This is a genomic window from Sphingobacterium sp. UBA6645, from assembly GCF_002455685.1.
GTDB lineage: Bacteria > Bacteroidota > Bacteroidia > Sphingobacteriales > Sphingobacteriaceae > Sphingobacterium > Sphingobacterium hotanense.
This window is the reverse complement of sequence record NZ_DKLH01000027.1, coordinates 1-18,115: the sequence shown is the minus strand read 5'-3', so window position 1 is coordinate 18,115 and position 18,115 is coordinate 1. Positions and strand designations below refer to the sequence as shown.

14 protein-coding genes are annotated in these 18,115 nt (G+C 40.9%); 7 read left to right on the top strand and 7 right to left on the bottom strand.

The features are described from left to right. The first annotated feature begins 181 nt into the window (after positions 1–181). Positions 182–1,630 carry an IS1182 family transposase gene (locus B2400_RS04920; RefSeq protein WP_293931463.1) on the top strand — a complete coding sequence of 483 codons (1,449 nt, stop codon included), beginning with the start codon at positions 182–184 and terminating at the stop codon, positions 1,628–1,630. Between the two features lie 272 nt (positions 1,631–1,902). Here B2400_RS04920 and B2400_RS04915 read toward each other — a convergent pair whose 3' ends face one another. After that, positions 1,903–4,029 (bottom strand): M3 family metallopeptidase, encoded by a 2,127-nt coding sequence (locus tag B2400_RS04915; protein WP_293931460.1) that lies wholly within the window; start codon positions 4,027–4,029, stop codon positions 1,903–1,905. A 160-nt stretch (positions 4,030–4,189) separates the two neighbouring features. On the opposite strand from B2400_RS04915, the gene B2400_RS04910 reads away from it, so the two are divergent. The 4 genes from B2400_RS04910 to B2400_RS04895 all read left to right on the top strand — a co-directional run bounded on the left by B2400_RS04910 (position 4,190) and on the right by B2400_RS04895 (position 8,342). Next, positions 4,190–5,278 (top strand): DUF4407 domain-containing protein, encoded by a 1,089-nt coding sequence (locus B2400_RS04910; protein ID WP_293931457.1) that lies wholly within the window; start codon positions 4,190–4,192, stop codon positions 5,276–5,278. Between the two features lie 148 nt (positions 5,279–5,426). Next, positions 5,427–6,179: an aspartate/glutamate racemase family protein gene (locus tag B2400_RS04905; protein WP_293931454.1), complete on the top strand. Its 753-nt coding sequence runs from the start codon at positions 5,427–5,429 to the stop codon at positions 6,177–6,179. Positions 6,180–6,249: 70 nt separating this feature from the next. Then, on the top strand, positions 6,250–6,762 hold the full coding sequence (locus B2400_RS04900; RefSeq protein ID WP_293931451.1) for an ecotin family protein: 513 nt from the start codon (positions 6,250–6,252) through the stop codon (positions 6,760–6,762). A gap of 170 nt (positions 6,763–6,932) precedes the next feature. Next, entirely contained in the window at positions 6,933–8,342 is a 1,410-nt protein-coding gene (locus tag B2400_RS04895) for an aldehyde dehydrogenase family protein (protein WP_293931449.1), read from the top strand. On the opposite strand, the gene B2400_RS04890 is transcribed toward B2400_RS04895, so the two are convergent. From B2400_RS04890 to B2400_RS04875, 4 genes are all read right to left on the bottom strand, one after another. Beyond that, positions 8,339–8,695 carry a Rieske (2Fe-2S) protein gene (locus tag B2400_RS04890; protein WP_293931446.1) on the bottom strand — a complete coding sequence of 119 codons (357 nt, stop codon included), beginning with the start codon at positions 8,693–8,695 and terminating at the stop codon, positions 8,339–8,341. The genes B2400_RS04895 and B2400_RS04890 overlap by 4 nt on opposite strands. Positions 8,696–8,781: 86 nt before the next feature. Further along, complete coding sequence (gene typA, locus B2400_RS04885) at positions 8,782–10,587, bottom strand: translational GTPase TypA (protein ID WP_149527395.1); 1,806 nt, start codon at positions 10,585–10,587, stop codon at positions 8,782–8,784. A 267-nt stretch (positions 10,588–10,854) separates the two neighbouring features. After that, positions 10,855–12,045 (bottom strand): glycine C-acetyltransferase, encoded by a 1,191-nt coding sequence (kbl, locus tag B2400_RS04880; protein ID WP_149527396.1) that lies wholly within the window; start codon positions 12,043–12,045, stop codon positions 10,855–10,857. 145 nt (positions 12,046–12,190) lie between these two features. After that, a complete protein-coding gene (locus tag B2400_RS04875; RefSeq protein ID WP_149527397.1) occupies positions 12,191–12,604 on the bottom strand; it encodes a DUF2147 domain-containing protein in 414 nt (137 codons plus the stop codon). A gap of 151 nt (positions 12,605–12,755) precedes the next feature. Between B2400_RS04875 and B2400_RS04870 the strand changes: the two genes are divergently transcribed. Further along, on the top strand, positions 12,756–13,103 hold the full coding sequence (locus tag B2400_RS04870; RefSeq protein ID WP_149527398.1) for a phage holin family protein: 348 nt from the start codon (positions 12,756–12,758) through the stop codon (positions 13,101–13,103). Positions 13,104–13,200: 97 nt separating this feature from the next. On the opposite strand, the gene B2400_RS04865 is transcribed toward B2400_RS04870, so the two are convergent. Both B2400_RS04865 and B2400_RS04860 read right to left on the bottom strand, forming a co-directional pair. Beyond that, the gene (locus B2400_RS04865) at positions 13,201–14,547 is read right to left on the bottom strand and encodes a hypothetical protein (protein ID WP_293931438.1); all 1,347 of its coding nucleotides are present in this window, start codon (positions 14,545–14,547) and stop codon (positions 13,201–13,203) included. Positions 14,548–14,558: 11 nt separating this feature from the next. After that, positions 14,559–16,979 carry a TonB-dependent receptor gene (locus B2400_RS04860; RefSeq protein ID WP_293931435.1) on the bottom strand — a complete coding sequence of 807 codons (2,421 nt, stop codon included), beginning with the start codon at positions 16,977–16,979 and terminating at the stop codon, positions 14,559–14,561. A 90-nt stretch (positions 16,980–17,069) separates the two neighbouring features. On the opposite strand from B2400_RS04860, the gene B2400_RS04855 reads away from it, so the two are divergent. Continuing rightward, positions 17,070–18,011 (top strand): helix-turn-helix domain-containing protein, encoded by a 942-nt coding sequence (locus B2400_RS04855; protein WP_149527401.1) that lies wholly within the window; start codon positions 17,070–17,072, stop codon positions 18,009–18,011. The last annotated feature ends 104 nt before the right edge of the window (positions 18,012–18,115 follow it).

Genomic DNA, 18,115 nt, shown 5'->3' with positions numbered 1-18,115 from the left:
GACATTTTTTGGTGGAATTAGATATTAGATTTTAGACATTCGAGTTTGGTGTTTAAAAAGGTGTCTAAAAGGAGGGCACCCAAAAAGTCCCCTTAGAAAAAAAGGTTAAAAAAGGGAGTCGAAAACTACAGTTTTCTGCTCCCTTTTTCGTATTTTAAGGTAGGCTTTAATGGACATTAGGATGCTCTCTACCCAACAAAAAATACAGTTCAGTTCCTATTCAGGATTGTACGATATTATCGTACCAAAAGATAATCTACTTCGAAAAATCAACGATCTTATCGATTTCAGTTTTATCTATGACGAGCTTTTGGCTAAGTATTGCCAGACGAATGGCCGTACAGCGGAGAGCCCTATCAAGATGTTCAAATACCTTCTGTTAAAAACGATCTACACCGTTTCGGATGTAGATGTCGTTGAACGTTCCAGATATGATATGTCCTTCAAATATTTTCTTGAAATGGCACCAGAGGAGGATGTGATCAATTCAAGTTCGCTTACCAAATTCCGCAAACTACGATTAAAAGATATGGATCTGTTGAACCTGTTGATCAATAGGACCGTAACGATTGCTCTTGAAAAAGGCATTATAAAATCAAAGTCTATTATCGTAGAGGCGACCCATACCGTTTCCAGATCGAATCCGCACACAGCATTGGCAGTACTCAGGGAACGCTCCAAACTATTAAGAAAAGCGATATATCAGATTGATGGGGAATACAAGAGGAATCTACCACAAAAGAATGAATCCAACGACCTGGATCAAGAGCTTGCTTATTGCAGGGAATTACAGAGGGTCCTTGATGAAGATCAATCTATCATTGAAATACCGGCTGTGAAAGAAAAGCTGAATCTGTTGAAGGAAACCATTGAAGACACAAAAGAATACTATCTGCTCTCTAAGGATGATGAGGCCAGACTTGGACACAAGTCAGTGGACAGCAGTTTCTTTGGCTATAAAACACATCTGGCGATGACTGAGGAACGCATCATTACAGCAGCGGTCGTTACTACAGGCGAAAAAGGTGATGGCCCTGAACTACCTAGGTTATTAGAGATCAGCCAGCAGAATGGAATGCAAGTGGATACAATAATAGGTGATGCCGCGTATTCGGGAAAAGAAAATCTTCAGTTGGCAAAAGAACAAAACATTGATATCATCGCTAAATTAAATCCATCCATTACCCAAGGCTTTAGGAAAGATAAAGACAAGTTTGACTATAATAAAGATGCGGATATGTTTGTTTGTCCCGCAGGACATTTGGCCATCCGCAAGGCGCGTCAGGGAAAGAAGGAACAAGGTACAAATCAAACGGAGACCTATTACTTTGATGTGGAGAAATGTAAGGTCTGTCCTCTTAGGGAAGGATGTTACAAGCAAGGGGCCAGAACCAAATCCTATTCAGTCTCCATAAAATCCGAACTCCATAGGGAGCAGATGGCTTTCCAGCAAACCGATTATTATCGAAGCAAGTCTAAGCAAAGGTATAAGATCGAGGCCAAGAACAGTGAGCTCAAAAATGTCCATGGCTATGGCAGAGCTGATGCTTATGGAATCCACAATATGGAAATGCAGGGCGCAATGGCCATCTTCACCGTAAACTTGAAAAGAATCCTGAAATTGATCTAAAAAGGTGGGATATTGCCTCAAAAAAAGCCTAGATGGGATGCTAAAAACTCAAATAGCAAGTCCTAGTCGATTACACCTTCAACAAGACCATTAAAAAATAAACTTCCAGAAATCCTTTGAACAAAAATGACCGAGTAGGGGAAAACCTATACTCAGTCATTTCTTTAAGTCTCATTAGAAAGTTGAGGCTTTTTCAGTGCCCTCATTTGCATAGCCCCTTTTTGTATATTCCGTCAGCTCTAATGTCTTAAATCTAACGTCTAATATCTAACTTAATTTAATCCTCTTTTCACCATTAAGTGTACTGGATTCGGATCTGCTCCGCGGAATTTACGGTACATTTCTGCAGGGTTTCCAGTTCCACCTTTTTCTAGGATGTTGCTACGGAATGCTGCTGCTGTTCCTTGATCGTAAAGTCCTTTTTCTTTAAATGCTGCGAAAGCATCAGAGTCTAATACTTCAGACCAGATATAGCTATAGTATCCAGCAGAGTATCCTCCAGAGAAGATGTGTTGGAAGTAAGTACTTCTATAGCGAGGGATGATCGCATCAATTAAACCGATTTTTGACATCGCTGCTTTCTCAAAATCATTCGCTTTAGCCGCAATCGGCGCAGTTGCTGCGTGATAATTCATATCCAAGATAGATGCCGCAAGGTATTCTACTGTTGCAAAACCTTGATCGAAAGTCCCTGCTTTTTGCATTTTCTCGATCAATGCATCAGGGATAGCTTCTTTTGTTTGGTAGTGTTTTGCGTAAGATTTCAATACTTCAGGATCTCCAGCCCAGTTTTCCATAATTTGAGATGGCAACTCTACGAAGTCACGTGGAACAGATGTTCCTGCTAAACTTCTGTGTTTTACATTAGAGAATAAACCGTGCAATGCATGTCCAAACTCATGGAACAATGTTGTTGCTTCGTCAAATGTTAATAACGCAGGGTTGTCGCCTACTGGTTTTGTGAAGTTACATACGATAGAGATTACCGGAGCAACACGCTTTCCGTCTTTTCTGCTCTGACCTCTGTAAGAAGTCATCCATGCGCCCGAGCGTTTTGACTCGCGCGGGAAGAAGTCAGCATACAATAATCCTAAGTGTGATCCGTCTTTATCGCGAACCTCATATACTTCTACTTCCGGGTGGTAAACCGGAACATTATTCAACGCTACGAAGCTGATACCCCACAATTTCTTAGCCGTTTCAAATGCACCCTCGCGCACTGCTGGCAAGCTGAAATAAGGTTTAATCTCTTCTTCGTTCAATGCATATCTCGCTTTACGGATTTTCTCTTGGTAATAACGCCAATCGTAAGGTGCAACTGTGAAAGTATCTTTCGCCGCATCGATCTCTTTTTGGATATCCGCAGCTTCTGTTTTTGCTTTCGCAAGCGCCGGAGCCCACAACTTATTCAATAGATTGTTGACATTCGTAGGATTCTCCGCCATCGACTCTTCTAATACATAAGCTGCATGCGAAGAATATCCCAATAGCTTCGCTTTCTCTAAACGTAGGTTTGCAATTTTAACCAAGGTTTCTTTGTTGTCTTGGTCATTACCGTTGTTTCCACGCATTTGATAAGCTTCCCAAATCTGCTTGCGCAATTCGCGGTTGTCCGCATATTGAAGGAAAGGCATGATAGAAGGGTTCTGCAATGTAAACACCCATTTACCTTCTTTTCCTTTAGCTTTCGCTTCGTTTGCTGCTGCCGTCTTCAATTCCTCTGGCAATCCAGCTAAATCTTCCGCTTTATCAACAACCAATTCATAAGCATTAAGCTCGTTCAATAGGTTTTGACCGTATTGAGTCGTCAATACAGATAAGTCTGCATTGATTTTCTTTAACTTCTCTTTGTCTTCTTCCTTCAAGTTTGCACCCGAACGAACGAAGTCTTTATATGTTTCTTCTAATAATTTTTGGTCTTCAGCGTCTAAACCTAGCTCCGCCTTCTTCGCATATACTGCCTTTACACGGTCAAATAACTTGGGATTTAAAGAGATCTCATCACTATGCGCAGACATGACAGGAGCCATATCTTTGGCAATAGCTTGAATCGTATCGTTAGTATTCGCTGAGTTTAAATTATAAAAAACAGTAGAAACACGATTTAACAACTGTCCAGCATTCTCTAATGCTAGAATGGTGTTTTCAAAAGATGCTTCTGCTTGGTTATTTAAGATCGAGTCTACTTCGGCATTATGAACAGACAATGCTTCTTTGAAAGCCGGTCTGAAATGTTCGTCCTTAATCTGATCGAATGGAGGAACTTCAAATGGAGTTTCGTATGCCGTTAATAATGGGTTTTTCAAGTCTTCTTGTTTTTGTTTACTCTCTTGATTGTTACACCCTACAACTAAGCTAGCGACAATAGCCAGGTAGGGTAGAAAACGCTTTTTGTTCATTATTAGATGTTTTAATTCAATTTTTTGTGCAAAGGTAATTATTATTTAAGTAAAGACACTACAAACGTATTCTTTTGACCTATCGGAAATATGCTAATTTTTTTTGACATTTGATGTAACAATAGCACCTATTAAGCGTCTAACTGACAAAGAATTAAAGATGAAATCATTTTTTTGGTGGTGTGCAGGTGTCCACCGCGACACATTAGAAAGATATCCTGAGGAACAGAATAAGTATATCAGCATTGGTGCAACCATATTCTTTACCGGATTATTTGCAGCTTTAGCGGGTGGCTATGCTTTGTATTTTGTTTTTAGCGGAAGTCCTTTTGCCATGCTCTATGCCTTTGTTTTCGGGCTAATCTGGGGATTGGCAATTTTTAATTTAGACCGATATATAGTTCTCAGTATTGATAAAAGTCGTTCCGGAGGCATGCAGTTTTTGCAAGCCTTGCCGCGTATTCTATTGGCGATCCTTATCGGTTTGATTATCTCACGTCCTTTAGAACTTAAAATATTTGATAAGGAAATCCGCGAATACCTACGTGCCGAGTATCTGGTGCAGCAGAATGCGAAAATCGATACCCTGAATAAAACGTTCGAAAACAAATATCTGGTCGAATATGGTCAGCTGAATGCATTAAAAACACAAGCTGACTCCTTAGAATCCTCCATTAAAACCTCACGCCAGCAGCTGAATCATGAAATATTCGGTATTAAAACCGATGAAACCTCCGGAGTGATGGGATATGGGCCGTATGCGAAGATGAAAGAAGGCTCGCTCAATCAGCAACAGTCTTATTTAGACACCTTAAGAAGCAGGATACAACAAAAGGAGTCATCCTTGTTACAACGGAAATCTGCTGAGGGCTTAATGGACCAACGGATACTATCAGATCGTTCCTTGGATAGTGCAGTGAATGTAGCTGGCTTTGCCGATCGCAATGCCGCACTTAGCAACCTGCATAAGAAACCCGATGGAACCGTGAATAAGTCCACCGAGTATGCGGTCATCTTCATTGCACTATTGTTTATCTTCTTCGAATGCCTTCCGGTCTTCGTTAAGCTGATGAGCGGACGAGACGCTTATGATAATGCTTTGAAAAATCAGAAGGAAATCCATGAATATGAATCAGATACCAGCGTACGAGTCGAAAAAACGGCAATTGATAAAATCGAAGATTATCGAGTAGATGCCTCCATCAAGCGCCGTATGGACAAGTTAAGCGAGGAATTCTCAAATTCCTAAACTTTAAATAGCTCATTTTGAAATATTTACACAGGAAAGAGCGGCAAAAACTTGTCGCTCTTTCTTGCTATTGGCGTTATTTTTGAATAGCTTATACGCTGATTACGGATAGTAATCAATTGTTTGTTAAATATAAAAAGAACGTGTTATGATTGGAATTATTGGAGGTCTAGGACCGTTAGCAGGGATTGATATTGTTAGAAAAATCATCGAGGAAACCAATGCGCAGAATGACCAAGGCCATCTACCTGTTCTATTATCCTCACAACCCAACAAAATTCCCAATCGGGTTGACTATTTATTAGGCCTTGAGCCCAGAAATCCAGGGATTGATATCGCGAATATCGCCATTGAATTAGAAAAGGCTGGTGCATCCGTCATCGGAATGCCAAGCAATACCGCCCATACAGGCCCCATCTTCGACACAGTAAAAGCGGAATTGACCCGACAAGGCTCTCACGTTCGGTTTTTAAACATGATCGATGAGGTGGCAGACTACATTAATGAAGTTTACCCTGGAAAAGCCGTATCCGTTCTGGTTACCAATGGAACCAAAAACAATGGACTTTATAAAAACAGTCTAGAAGCGAAGGGAATTACATTCATCGATAGCCATGAAAACCTACAAGAAAAGATTCACGAGGCGATCTATGATAAAACCTATGGATTGAAACATGTATCCTCGCCCGTAACCAATCGCGCACATGACGCGCTCGTTGCAGCAATTCAAGAGCTAAAGGGCCATGGAGCAGAACTTATCATCATGGGATGCACGGATATCCCTATGGCATTACGAGAGAAATCATACTACGGTTTACCAGTACTCGATCCCAATCGCATCCTAGCACGCGCACTCATCAGAACGCAGGACGCGACGAAATTAAAAGAAGATGTTCTTTAAACCTTCTAACCCAAATAGACTCTTAACTTAAAATATTTGGGCGTATTAATTAAAATTTTCATTAAAGTATATGTGTAAAAGAAAAATATTTCAGTTATTTGCAACATTGGTCGTTGCATTAACTTTCGCAGTTTCCAATGCCACGGCACAAGAAACCATTTCAAAAGTAGATACCGATATTTTTCCGAAAGCGGAGAAAGGCTATAAGAAAATGGTAATTGAGGTGCCCTATTCCGATCGCGATGCTTCAAAACGCATTGAATTCAGCGTCGGGAAATACATGGAAGTCGATGGTTGTAATCATTACGGATTACAAGGCGAGACAGAGGTAAAGGACTTGCAAGGCTGGGGATATCAATACTATATCTTCAAAACCAACGGAGACGTCATTTCTACCCAAATGGGTTGCCCTGATTTGCCAAAACGCAACCTCTTTGTTTCTGCGGCTCCTACCAACTTACGATACAACGGCAAAATGCCAATCGTAATTTATGTTCCGGAAGAATACTCCGTACAGTTTAAGATTTTCACAACGACAGATGAGATCTACCAAGCAGCAGAAGCTCCGTCGAAATCGAAATAAAAACATTAAATCCTATGAAACATGCAAAACCTGGACAGCATAATGTTGTTCAGGTTTTTTTGTCTATATAGGACGTGGATGTCTAGTGCGCTGTACTAAATGTTGTCAGCGCAACGTCTAAAAACAGTTCTCCGATACCTTTTATTCCTATTTTCATTATCTTTAATACTATGGCTTATACTTCAATCAGCGAGATAGACAACGTTTATTCTGCACAAGAAAAACACAAAGATGTAGCAAAACATAGCACCGCTCAACAGCGCAAGAAGTTGCTAGAACGACTGCTCGCAGAAATAAGATCTAACGAAGATGCCATACAGAAAGCTTTATACCATGACTTCCACAAGTCGGCGATGGAGACTGCCATCACCGAGATATTCGCTGTCGAGTTCGAACTGAAACAATTTATCAAGCATGTTGAGAAATGGGCGAAAGGAAAGTCGGTCAGCCGCTCTTTATTGTTCCCCAATGTTTCAGCCTCTTTGCATTATGAGCCCAAAGGCCAAGTTCTCATTATTACCCCATGGAACTACCCTTTCCAATTGCCATTAGTGCATCTCGTTGCGTCTATAGCTGCTGGCAACGTCACGATGCTGAAGCTATCCGAATTTTCGAAACATACGAACCAGGTCATCAAAAAAATACTGGGAGCCATATTCAAAGAGGAGCATGTTGCAGTCATCGAAGGCGAGGTCAATGAAACCACCCATTTGTTGACAAAACGATTCGACCATATACACTTCACCGGGTCCCCTGCGGTAGGCAAGATTATGATGAAAGCAGCCAGTGCCAACCTCTCGGACATCACGTTGGAGCTGGGCGGAAAATCACCTGCTATTTTTGACAAGAATGTATCACTTGAACGTGCTGTTAAGAACATTATCTGGGCTAAGTTTGTCAATGCAGGACAAACCTGTATAGCACCAGACTATCTACTCGTCCCTAGACCACTTAAATCGGAAATAGAACAATTATTCAAAAAAGAATTGGAACATGCTTTCGGGACGAATGCGCAGCATTCGCCAGACTTTGCCCGCATTATCAATGACAAGCAATACAAGCGCCTTAGCGATGCCCTAACGGATGCAAGGTCGTTGGGAGCACAATTGATTGCTGGTGGAAATTTAGACGAGAGAGAGTGCTATATAGAGCCTACAGTACTCAGCAATGTTGCGGAGAACAACCCTTTGATGACCGATGAGATCTTTGGTCCTATCCTACCGATTGTCTATTACAATCAAATTGCCGATGCGATCAGTTTTATCAATAAGAAAGAGAAGCCTTTAGCACTTTATATCTTCAGTGAAGACAGCAAATTCAGTAATCATGTTATTCGACATACCAGTGCAGGGTCAACCTGCGTCAATGACGCCATGATACAAATATTGCACCCTAGTTTGCCCTTTGGTGGGGTCAATAATTCAGGGATTGGGCAGTCGACAGGATGGTATGGTTTTAAATCATTCTCGCATGAGCGCGCTATAGCCGATGTCAAGCTGATGCCCATGTCCAAGATGTTTTGGTTTCCATACACCGAAAAGACCTTTAAGCTCTTGAAATGGATGAAGAAATTGATCTAACCGAAGATCTTATCCCATAAATTCCGTTTGATACCAACGAAGAACTCGCCATTTTCCTTTTTCAAAGGATAAACGCGTATAAAATTATGCTGTTTCTCATCGCCCTTGCCCGTTTCGATATCGAATCGGTGTCGATGAAATGGGCAGATGAGTTTTCCCTCTTCACACCATCCATGGGTCAAGGCGGCGCCTGCATGAGGGCAACGGCTCGAGGTTACCGATAAGATGCCGCCCTCGCTAATCAAGCAAAGCTTCTTCCCTGCAACATGCAAAGCTTTCACATAATTTCTGCTCTCATCAATCTTTGCAGGCACCTTATGCCAGGTTAAGTCGTCATCCTCGAATTCTTCCATACGTTAAATGTCAGGCTTTTTTAGCTAAAAACAAAAAAAGCTGCCCAAATTGGGCAGCTTCTCTTATCTCTATTTTGATTCCAGTCTTATTGGAATTTCTTAGCATTAACTTTACGCTCGTTTTCAGTAAGATAGATCTTACGAAGACGCATGCTCTGTGGAGTTACCTCGATGTACTCATCCGCTTGGATGTACTCCATGCTCTCCTCTAATGAGAATTTAATTGCAGGAGCGATACGCGTGTTATCATCTGAACCTGAAGCACGCATGTTGGTTAACTGCTTACCTTTCGTTACGTTGATTGTTAAGTCATTATCACGGATGTGCTCTCCTAAGATCTGTCCTTCGTAGATATCTACTCCCGGATCAACGAAGAAACGACCACGATCTTGTAATTTATCGATCGAGTATGCTGTTGTGCTACCTGTATCTAATGAAATCAATACCCCAGCTAAACGTCCAGGAATTGTGCCTTTCCAAGGCTCATATCCTTTCAAACGGTGCGCCATTACAGCCTCACCAGCAGTAGCCGTCAATACGTTGTTACGTAATCCGATGATACCGCGAGAAGGAATCGAAAACTCTAAGTGTTGCATTTCGCCTTTCGACTCCATGATCAACAACTCACCTTTACGTTGAGTTACTAATTCGATAACCTTTCCAGAAACCTCTGCAGGTACATCAACTACTAACTCCTCGATAGGCTCGCATTTTACACCATTGATTTCTTTAACAATTACCTGTGGTTGACCTACTTGTAACTCGTATCCTTCGCGACGCATGGTCTCAATCAATACAGACAAGTGAAGAATACCACGGCCATATACTAACCATGCATCAGGAGATTCCGTCGGAACAACACGTAATGCTAGGTTTTTCTCTAATTCTTTTTGAAGACGGTCATAAATGTGACGTGAAGTAACAAACTTACCCTCTTTACCGAAGAAAGGAGAGTTATTGATCGTGAACAACATGTTCATTGTTGGCTCGTCAATGTGCATTACTTCTAATTGCTCTGGGTTTTCGAAGTCAGCGATAGTATCACCGATTTCAAATCCTTCAATACCTACAACTGCAACGATATCACCAGCCTTAACCTCAGAAACTTTAACACGACCTAATCCTTCGAACAATTGTAACTCCTTAACACGAGATTTAACCACCTTACCGTCGCGCTTCATTAATGAAACCGGTTGGTTTTCTTTGATGCTACCGCGTACTACACGACCGATCGCAATACGACCTACGAATGTAGAGTAGTCTAAAGATGTTACCTGCATTTGTAAAGTACCGTCAGATACTTGTGGTGCAGGGATATGTGTAATGATAGCCTCAAGAAGGTCTGTAAAGTCTGTTGTTGGAGTTTTCCAGTCTGTAGACATCCATCCTTGTTTTGATGAACCGTACAATACCGGGAAATCTAATTGCTCTTCAGTAGCACCTAAGTTGAAGAATAAGTCGAATACATTTTCGTAAACCTCGTCTGGACGACAGTTTTCTTTATCAACTTTGTTAACTACAACAATCGGTTTAATACCTAATGCCAATGCTTTACCTGTAACAAAGCGAGTTTGAGGCATCGGACCTTCGAAAGCATCTACCAATAAAACAACACCGTCTGCCATTTTCAATACACGCTCTACCTCACCACCAAAGTCGGCGTGGCCCGGAGTATCGATAATGTTAATTTTAGTGTCTTTATATTTTACAGATACGTTTTTAGATACGATGGTAATCCCACGCTCACGCTCCAAATCATTGTTGTCCAGGATTAACTCTCCTGAATTTTCATTGTCTCTGAATTGGTTAGTAAAGTGAAGAATTTTGTCAACCAACGTAGTTTTACCGTGGTCAACGTGCGCAATAATCGCTATGTTTCTGATGTTCTGCATTGAGCAATAATGTGTTATATAAAAATAAGAGGTGCAAAGATATACAATTTGCACCTCAAAACTCACTATTTTTTGTTAATATTTTATTAGCCCAGTATTTATTCTCGATTAAGAATAATAAAATTAGTCCCTGAAACACAATAATTAAGCACTTAAAAACTTCATGCGAAGGCTTACAATGGGATCTATTCCCTAGAATCATTACAAAACAAAGAGCGGATACCTCTCATAGAATATACCCGCTCTTTCTTATCTTGTCGGCTTGACTTACTTAATCACGCCTAATTCCTTACCCACTTTTGTAAAGGCAGCAATCGCTTTATCCAAGTGTGCTGGCTCATGTCCTGCAGAGATCTGAACGCGGATACGTGCTTTTGCTTGAGGAACAACCGGATAATAGAAACCGATTACATAAATTCCTTCTGCTAACATCTTAGAAGCAAATTCTTGAGCTAATTTAGCATCATATAACATCACTGGAACAATCGGATGGAAACCCGGTTTGATATCGAAACCAGCTTCTGTCATCTTCTCGCGGAAGTATTTCGTATTGCTTTCTAATTTATCACGAAGCTCAGTCGTTTCGCTCAACATATCTAAAACCGCAACGGAAGCACCAGCTATTGCAGGCGCCAATGTGTTGGAGAACAAATAAGGACGAGAACGCTGGCGAAGCATATCGATAATTTCCTTTTTACCGGAAGTAAAACCACCGGATGCACCACCCAACGCTTTACCTAATGTACCTGTGATAATATCTACACGATCCATTACGTTGAATAATTCGTGCGTACCACGGCCCGTCTTACCAATAAATCCAGAACAGTGCGACTCATCGATCATCACTAATGCTTCATATTGGTCTGCTAAGTCGCAGATTTGATCCAAAGGAGCAACAGAACCATCCATCGAGAAGGCGCCATCTGTAACAATGATTTTATGGCGTGCGCCAGCAGCTGCTTGCAATTGCGCTTCCAGATCTGCCATATCCGCGTTTTTATAACGGAATCTTTGTGCTTTACATAAGCGAACACCGTCTATAATAGAAGCGTGATTCAACTCATCTGAGATGATCGCGTCCTCAGCAGAGAATAAAGGCTCGAATACACCACCGTTTGCATCAAATGCCGCTGCATAAAGGATCGTATCTTCCGTGCCTAAGAATTTTGAAAGCTTCGCCTCCAATTCTTTATGAACATCCTGTGTACCACAGATAAAACGTACTGATGACATGCCATATCCGTGTGAATCAATTGCCGCTTTTGCTGCAGCAACAACTTTCGGATGTGAAGACAATCCCAAATAGTTATTCGCACAGAAGTTGATTACTTCCTGACCCGTACTAATTTTAATATCAGCACCTTGAGGCGTTGTGATAATGCGTTCTTCTTTATATAGACCAGCATCTTTAATGGCTGCCAATTCCGTTTCTAAAGCGGGCTTTAAGGTTTTGTACATATCGGTAAATTTATTTGCGATAAAGATAAGCTTTTTTTTAAAGTCAAACCCACGAAAACGTTTGTTTGAAATTTCAAAAAGCCCTTAAATAGCGAAAGAGCCGTAATACATTTACGACTCTTCCTTTTTTCAACATAGCAATTCGCTATTTAATTCTCTTCCATGTTTCGGTACGCCCAAGTAAACTAACGCCTACATAGCCGCGAATATCCAGCGCATCATTACTCTTCAACGTCATTTTACAACTATAAGTCTTTCCAGACTTAGGATCGTAAATCTGTCCGCCCTCATAGGTCTTCCCGTTTTTGGTGAAATTCGTTAAAATTTCCAAGCCTTGGATATTGCGCGAACGCAATGACTCCGTCGGATTCTTCAAATCCTTCTTGCTAGAGTCCTTTATCCAATACAACTTCCCATAATACTTATCGCCCTTTTTGTAGATTTCAATACGTCCTTCTCCACTTGGATTTTGCCATTTCCCAAGGATTGGATCATTACTTTGTGCAAAGACCATTAGCCCGATGAATATCGCGCATACTGTTGTCAATAATCTTTTCATAGTTCACATCGTTTAAAATTGTTAAGTCAAGATAACAAAATTATTCTATGTTAGCATAATATTATTTTTGTTACCTCTTCATTTCAATCGATTGATCACCCGTATTGGCATCAAATTTGAACGATTAATTATAAGTCAAAACGTACGAATTATGAGGTTTATCATCAGTCTTTTAGTAACAGGTTTAGTAGTCGCTCTAGCGTCTTGGGTTATCCCGGGCGTATCGGTTGCTGGATTCGGTTGGGCGATTTTAACAGGTCTTGTTATTGGTCTTGTTAACGCTATTGTTGGGGGCATACTAAGATTATTTACATTCCCTTTGAATTGGTTGACGTTCGGGTTAGTTTCCTTTATCATAACGGTATTGATGATTATGTTATCAGACAAAATCATGGGTACTAAATTTGAAGTAGATGGCTTCTGGCCAGCGTTCTTCTTCGCTATCGCTGTTGCAGTGATAGAAATGATTATCGGCGCAATGACATCCGACAAAAAATAAACTACCTACAGGAAATTACATTAGTCTCCACTACAAAGAAAAAAGAAAGCCGGCAAACGATCGTTTGCCGGCTTTCTCATGTCAAATTTATCAAGTATTAATACACTCCAATATATTGGTTTCCTGGTTTGTTCTTCAAGGTAGCTCCAACTTTCATATCGCCTGTTTTCTTATTGAATACATAGACATTTCCATCTTTGCCAACTTCAGCTACTGCGATAAATACTTCGTCGCCATAGGTTGCTATATTTTGAATTTGGCGGAATGCCAAGTTCTCCTCTCCCGGAATAGTATATTTTGTTCCAGAATTATCCTTTAAATTGACACGAGCGATATGTCCACCTTTTTGTCCTGCAATAGAGTACACCACAAAACCGATTCCGTCGCCTACATACTTCCAAGTTTCGATATAAGAGTTCGTTACGCCTAAAGCCTTATCTAGGTTAAATTCAAAAGCGTTATCATAGTCATTCGTTGCTGAGTTAATTCGCAAGATTCTAGACCCTCCAGTAGCCTCGCCAGATGTTGCTTGATAAACATGTCCATCCGTACCGATGTATTGCATTGTACTGCGGTATCCGTTTGTATTCGCCTTCGTTTTCGTAGAAGTAATTAATTTCGGGTTTTTCAGGCTTGGATAATCTAGCACCAAAGTACGTGCATCAACCTTTGCCGCATTTCTGTCTGTCGCAAATACTGGGTTACCTTTGTCGTCAATGGTAAAACCTGTCGTGTTGATACGAGAAATCTGAACTCCAATATATACCTTATTGCCAGCTTTGTTTACTATAGGAACGTCAATGCGGCTAATGTGATAACCCGCTTTTATCTCTGCCTCCGGCAAACGAATCTCCGCGGTAGAAGTATGTGTGATCTTTGGATCATTTAAATCCAAACTAATCGCATCAATCTTAGTAGACACTTCTTTGTAAACAAAGTTCGGAGAAGTTCCAGTGAAAACAACAGGGTTTGCCGTACCACGCACAGCAATACCTACACCAGGAGCAGCAATTAGCCATCTTGGCGACTTGCTCACATAATTGGCTGTAGCGACCTCATTGCCTTCAGGAATAATATTCTTACCACCACCGACACGATATTTGTTGAAAACACCACCATCGTCACCGGTATACTGAATATTGTATAGGTATTTGCCGTCTGGAGAACCCTGCAAACGCGCTGTTCTAGCAGAGCGAACGCCTTCACCCTGATCAAATACATTCACAGAATATTTAGGGTCTCTTGCTTCATCAACCGTCATGCTGAAAACCATTGTTCCACCATCACCGTCACCAGCCTCATCTTGCATCTTAGCACCAGACACGGTAATCCAGCGATCTACATCCTTAATTTCGCCGCCATTATTATCTTTTTCACAACTGCTAAAAAATACAGTAGAAGTTACGGCTCCTAATATGGCAAACTTTAAAAATTTATTTCTCATACTGTTATATGTTATAATTTACTAATTGAATAATTCAGTTTTAAATAGACTCCACGTCCTGGTTTTTGCACCCCAAAATTGTCGTAGATCTCCGCATTAAATATATTTTTCAAATCTACACTCGCGATGATCTTACGGCTCGGAAAGGTATAGCTTGCCCCAAAGTTTTGAGAAACCTGTGTCGGTGTAATGAACCACTCCGAATCGAACCAGACCGTACTAAACGGAGCAACATATCCGACGGTATAAAACAGATTAAGCTCAGAAGACTTTTGAACCACATTTTTCAAACGATAATGGATATTCCCATTCATCGTAAAGAAGGGTTCATTTGGAATTTGCTTATTATAATTATCACTATCTAAACCTGTTATAGGACTATAGCGTTGTTTATTCTTAGAATTGAATTTGGAAAAGTTGAAGTTTACCGCTAGATCTTTATAGGTATACATCAATTCACTTTCAAATCCTAACGACTGAGCAGAAGACAAGTTCACAAATTGCGTCAATTCCAGCTCCTGGGAGTTCATCAATTCATTTGCAAATGGCATGATACGATCTTTGATATTTCTCCAAAAGGCATTCGCTCCTAATGACACTTTATGTCCCGAAAAATCAAATGTTCCTAGTCTGAAACCTGCATTATAGTTGTCGCTGATCTCGGGAGAAATCCCCGTATTTGGCAATACGTTTTCTTCAGGGCTACCGAAGGTTTCGCTATCGTCGGGCATACGCACAGCACGCTCTGCCGAAGTTAACAGAACCACTTGCGGCTTAACTTTATAGGAAACTGCCAAACCATAGCCAGCATTAGTTCTGTTGTTCTTTTCTCTTTCTTCTGATATAACGACTTGACCATTGTTAACCGTTCCGACAAAAGAAGTCTTCCCAATCGATTGCTGATAAAGCTTATAAAATAAATTAGTCGTCAACCTGTTGTTCAGCGTTTGCGCTTCATAGTTGAAAGAAACGACATTCTTGGAAAAATCATTTTTACTATTCAAACCTGTCTTGCCGACATCCGTAAGAAGATTCTGATCTTTACGGTCAACTGAGTAGAAAACATGGTTCACAGAAACTCGATGTCCAGTTACAATGTCATAGCTCAGATTCGACCTAATATTTGCGACTTGTCGGTCAATATCTGTCATCATCGGTCGCCCCTGTTGTGCGCCATCGGTATTCCTTACTGGATTTCCGTTGATGTCCAATTGCACATTGCCATCCCAATTATATGCCCAAGGAATAGTGTCTTGTATATAGGTATTTCGGAAACTGTACACTCCGTTTATGTTTAAATTCAGCCCTTCTAGACCTAGATTTCTCTTATTGTAACTTAAGCTTATCACGTTGGCATTTGCTTCTGAGGTCCTTCCCATATATGGAGTTCCCATGGTTTGCCCATGCTGTATTTCGTTGTATGAATCAGAAATATTATAGCCCAAAAAGAATGAATCTGCCCATTTCACACCAGTAAATCCAAATTCAAATCGTCCAGATACAGAACGATAGCCATCGAAGAAACGCTTTGTGCGATAGTACCGGCGCAGAACCCCATTAGGCTCAATATATTTTGAGAATTTACCCCAGATTTCGTAATCATTGTCCGAACTCATATATGTTCCAGCGACGCGGGTTGTAAATCCACTTTTTGCATCGCGATATATAGCACTGATATCAGATTGGAGCGTATTGAAGGATCCATAAGAAGCCGCCGCAGAAAGATTGTTGGTAAGACCGGCTTTTTTCAAAACAATATTGATTGCTCCGCCCAATAGATCGCCCGATAGGTGCGCTGGAAGTACACCTTTATATACCTCGATGCGCTCAATCATCGCAGGAGGGATATTATTTAAATTAAAGGAAGAACCATAGGTCGAGATTTCAATTCCATCGATAAAAATACCGACAGAACGTCCAGTCATTCCATTTAGATTATATTGGACTTCCGACCCAAGACCACCACTTTGTCTAACCCGAACACCTACCGTACGGTCCAGAAGTTCATTAGTCTGTATGTTACGAAGTGCTGCTTCTTTTGTTTCAATCACATTTACCGCAAAGCCCTTTGTTTCAATCTCTCGCTTGGCGGAGTTTCCCGTTACACGAATCTCGTCCAAACTCACATCGCCACGTGGATCAATATGAATATGTAAATCATACTTCTTCTTATCGACATTCAGCGGTAAGTTCTTCGTCTGAACCTCAACAGAAGTTACGGTAATAACTTGTGAGCCATAAGGAACCTCGGCTAGAAGATACTCGCCTTTCTCATTGGAGACAGAAGCGATTGTGGTGCCTTTTATACGTACTGTAGCCTGTTTAACAGGGGTTCCGTCCAATAAATGTACAATACCTTTGATGCTTGCTGTTTGCCCGAAGCAAGCGATTGAACACAGAAAAAAGAATAAGGTAGAGTAAAAAAATTTCATTATACCAGATTAATACCTAATTTTGGAGCATCATTTAGAACAAGTCTAAATAAATGTTGCTGCAAATCTAGAATTATTCTAAATAGCAAAATGACGCAATCAGAAAAAAAAGCTACACATTCAGAAATATTGGGCATCCCTGAAGCCACCGACGAGCATAGCATTATGGCTCTAGGAACAGAGATGTATTTCACGGTGCTGGAAGGAAGGCAGCGCTTTTCTTTCAATAGCCCCGTGGATGGTTATTTGAATGTACTGATTGCCGAAAACTCCACCAATGTAAGCTTACAGGTACGACAGCAGCAATATATATTGCATGCGGATGAAAACCTGCTCAAGCACCTCCAAAAAGGAACAGCAATTGACGTCAAAAGCCTCTCCTCCGACTGCACCCTACTCCTCCTTATCATTCCAAGCGAGAAGATACTGTCTTTCCACAAAACCTATTCGGAACAGGAAGAGCGCTTCGAAAATGGTTTATTAACCAAATCAGATAAGCGCATCAGTCTAGCTGTAAATCAAATCATTGATCTATACGCTGCCGATTCTTTTATCAACCAACTGCGCGTGCAGTCGCTCCTGTTGGAGACCATTGTCCATCAAATCGAAGGCCTATACGCCGAAAATGAGAACAAAGAACTGATCGCCAACAAAAACCATTACGAGAGAATTGTGCTGGTAAAACAGTTGATCGACGAAGACATCTCCCAAAACCATTCGATATCCAGCCTCGCAAAATATGCCGGCACCAACGAACAGTATTTAAAGCAACATTTCAAGCAATATTACGGAAAGACCGTCATGAACTACATCACCGAGAAAAAGATGGAGCATGCTAAGTCCCTAATATTGACCGGCAAACATCGCATCTCCGATGTTGCCCGCATGACCGGCTACAAACACTCCACCCACTTCACCACCGCCTTCAAAAAGTATTTCGGAATTATCCCAAATTCCCTGAGATACACCTTCCTCGTTGCGCACGAAGGAATAACGGAAATGGTAGATATGTTAGGGAAAATTTCTTTATAGATATTAGACATTGTCTTAGATAATAGATTTTAGACATTAGAGTATGGCGGCTAGAGATAGGTGCCATAGGTCTTATTACTAAGTACTAAACTGATATATGAATT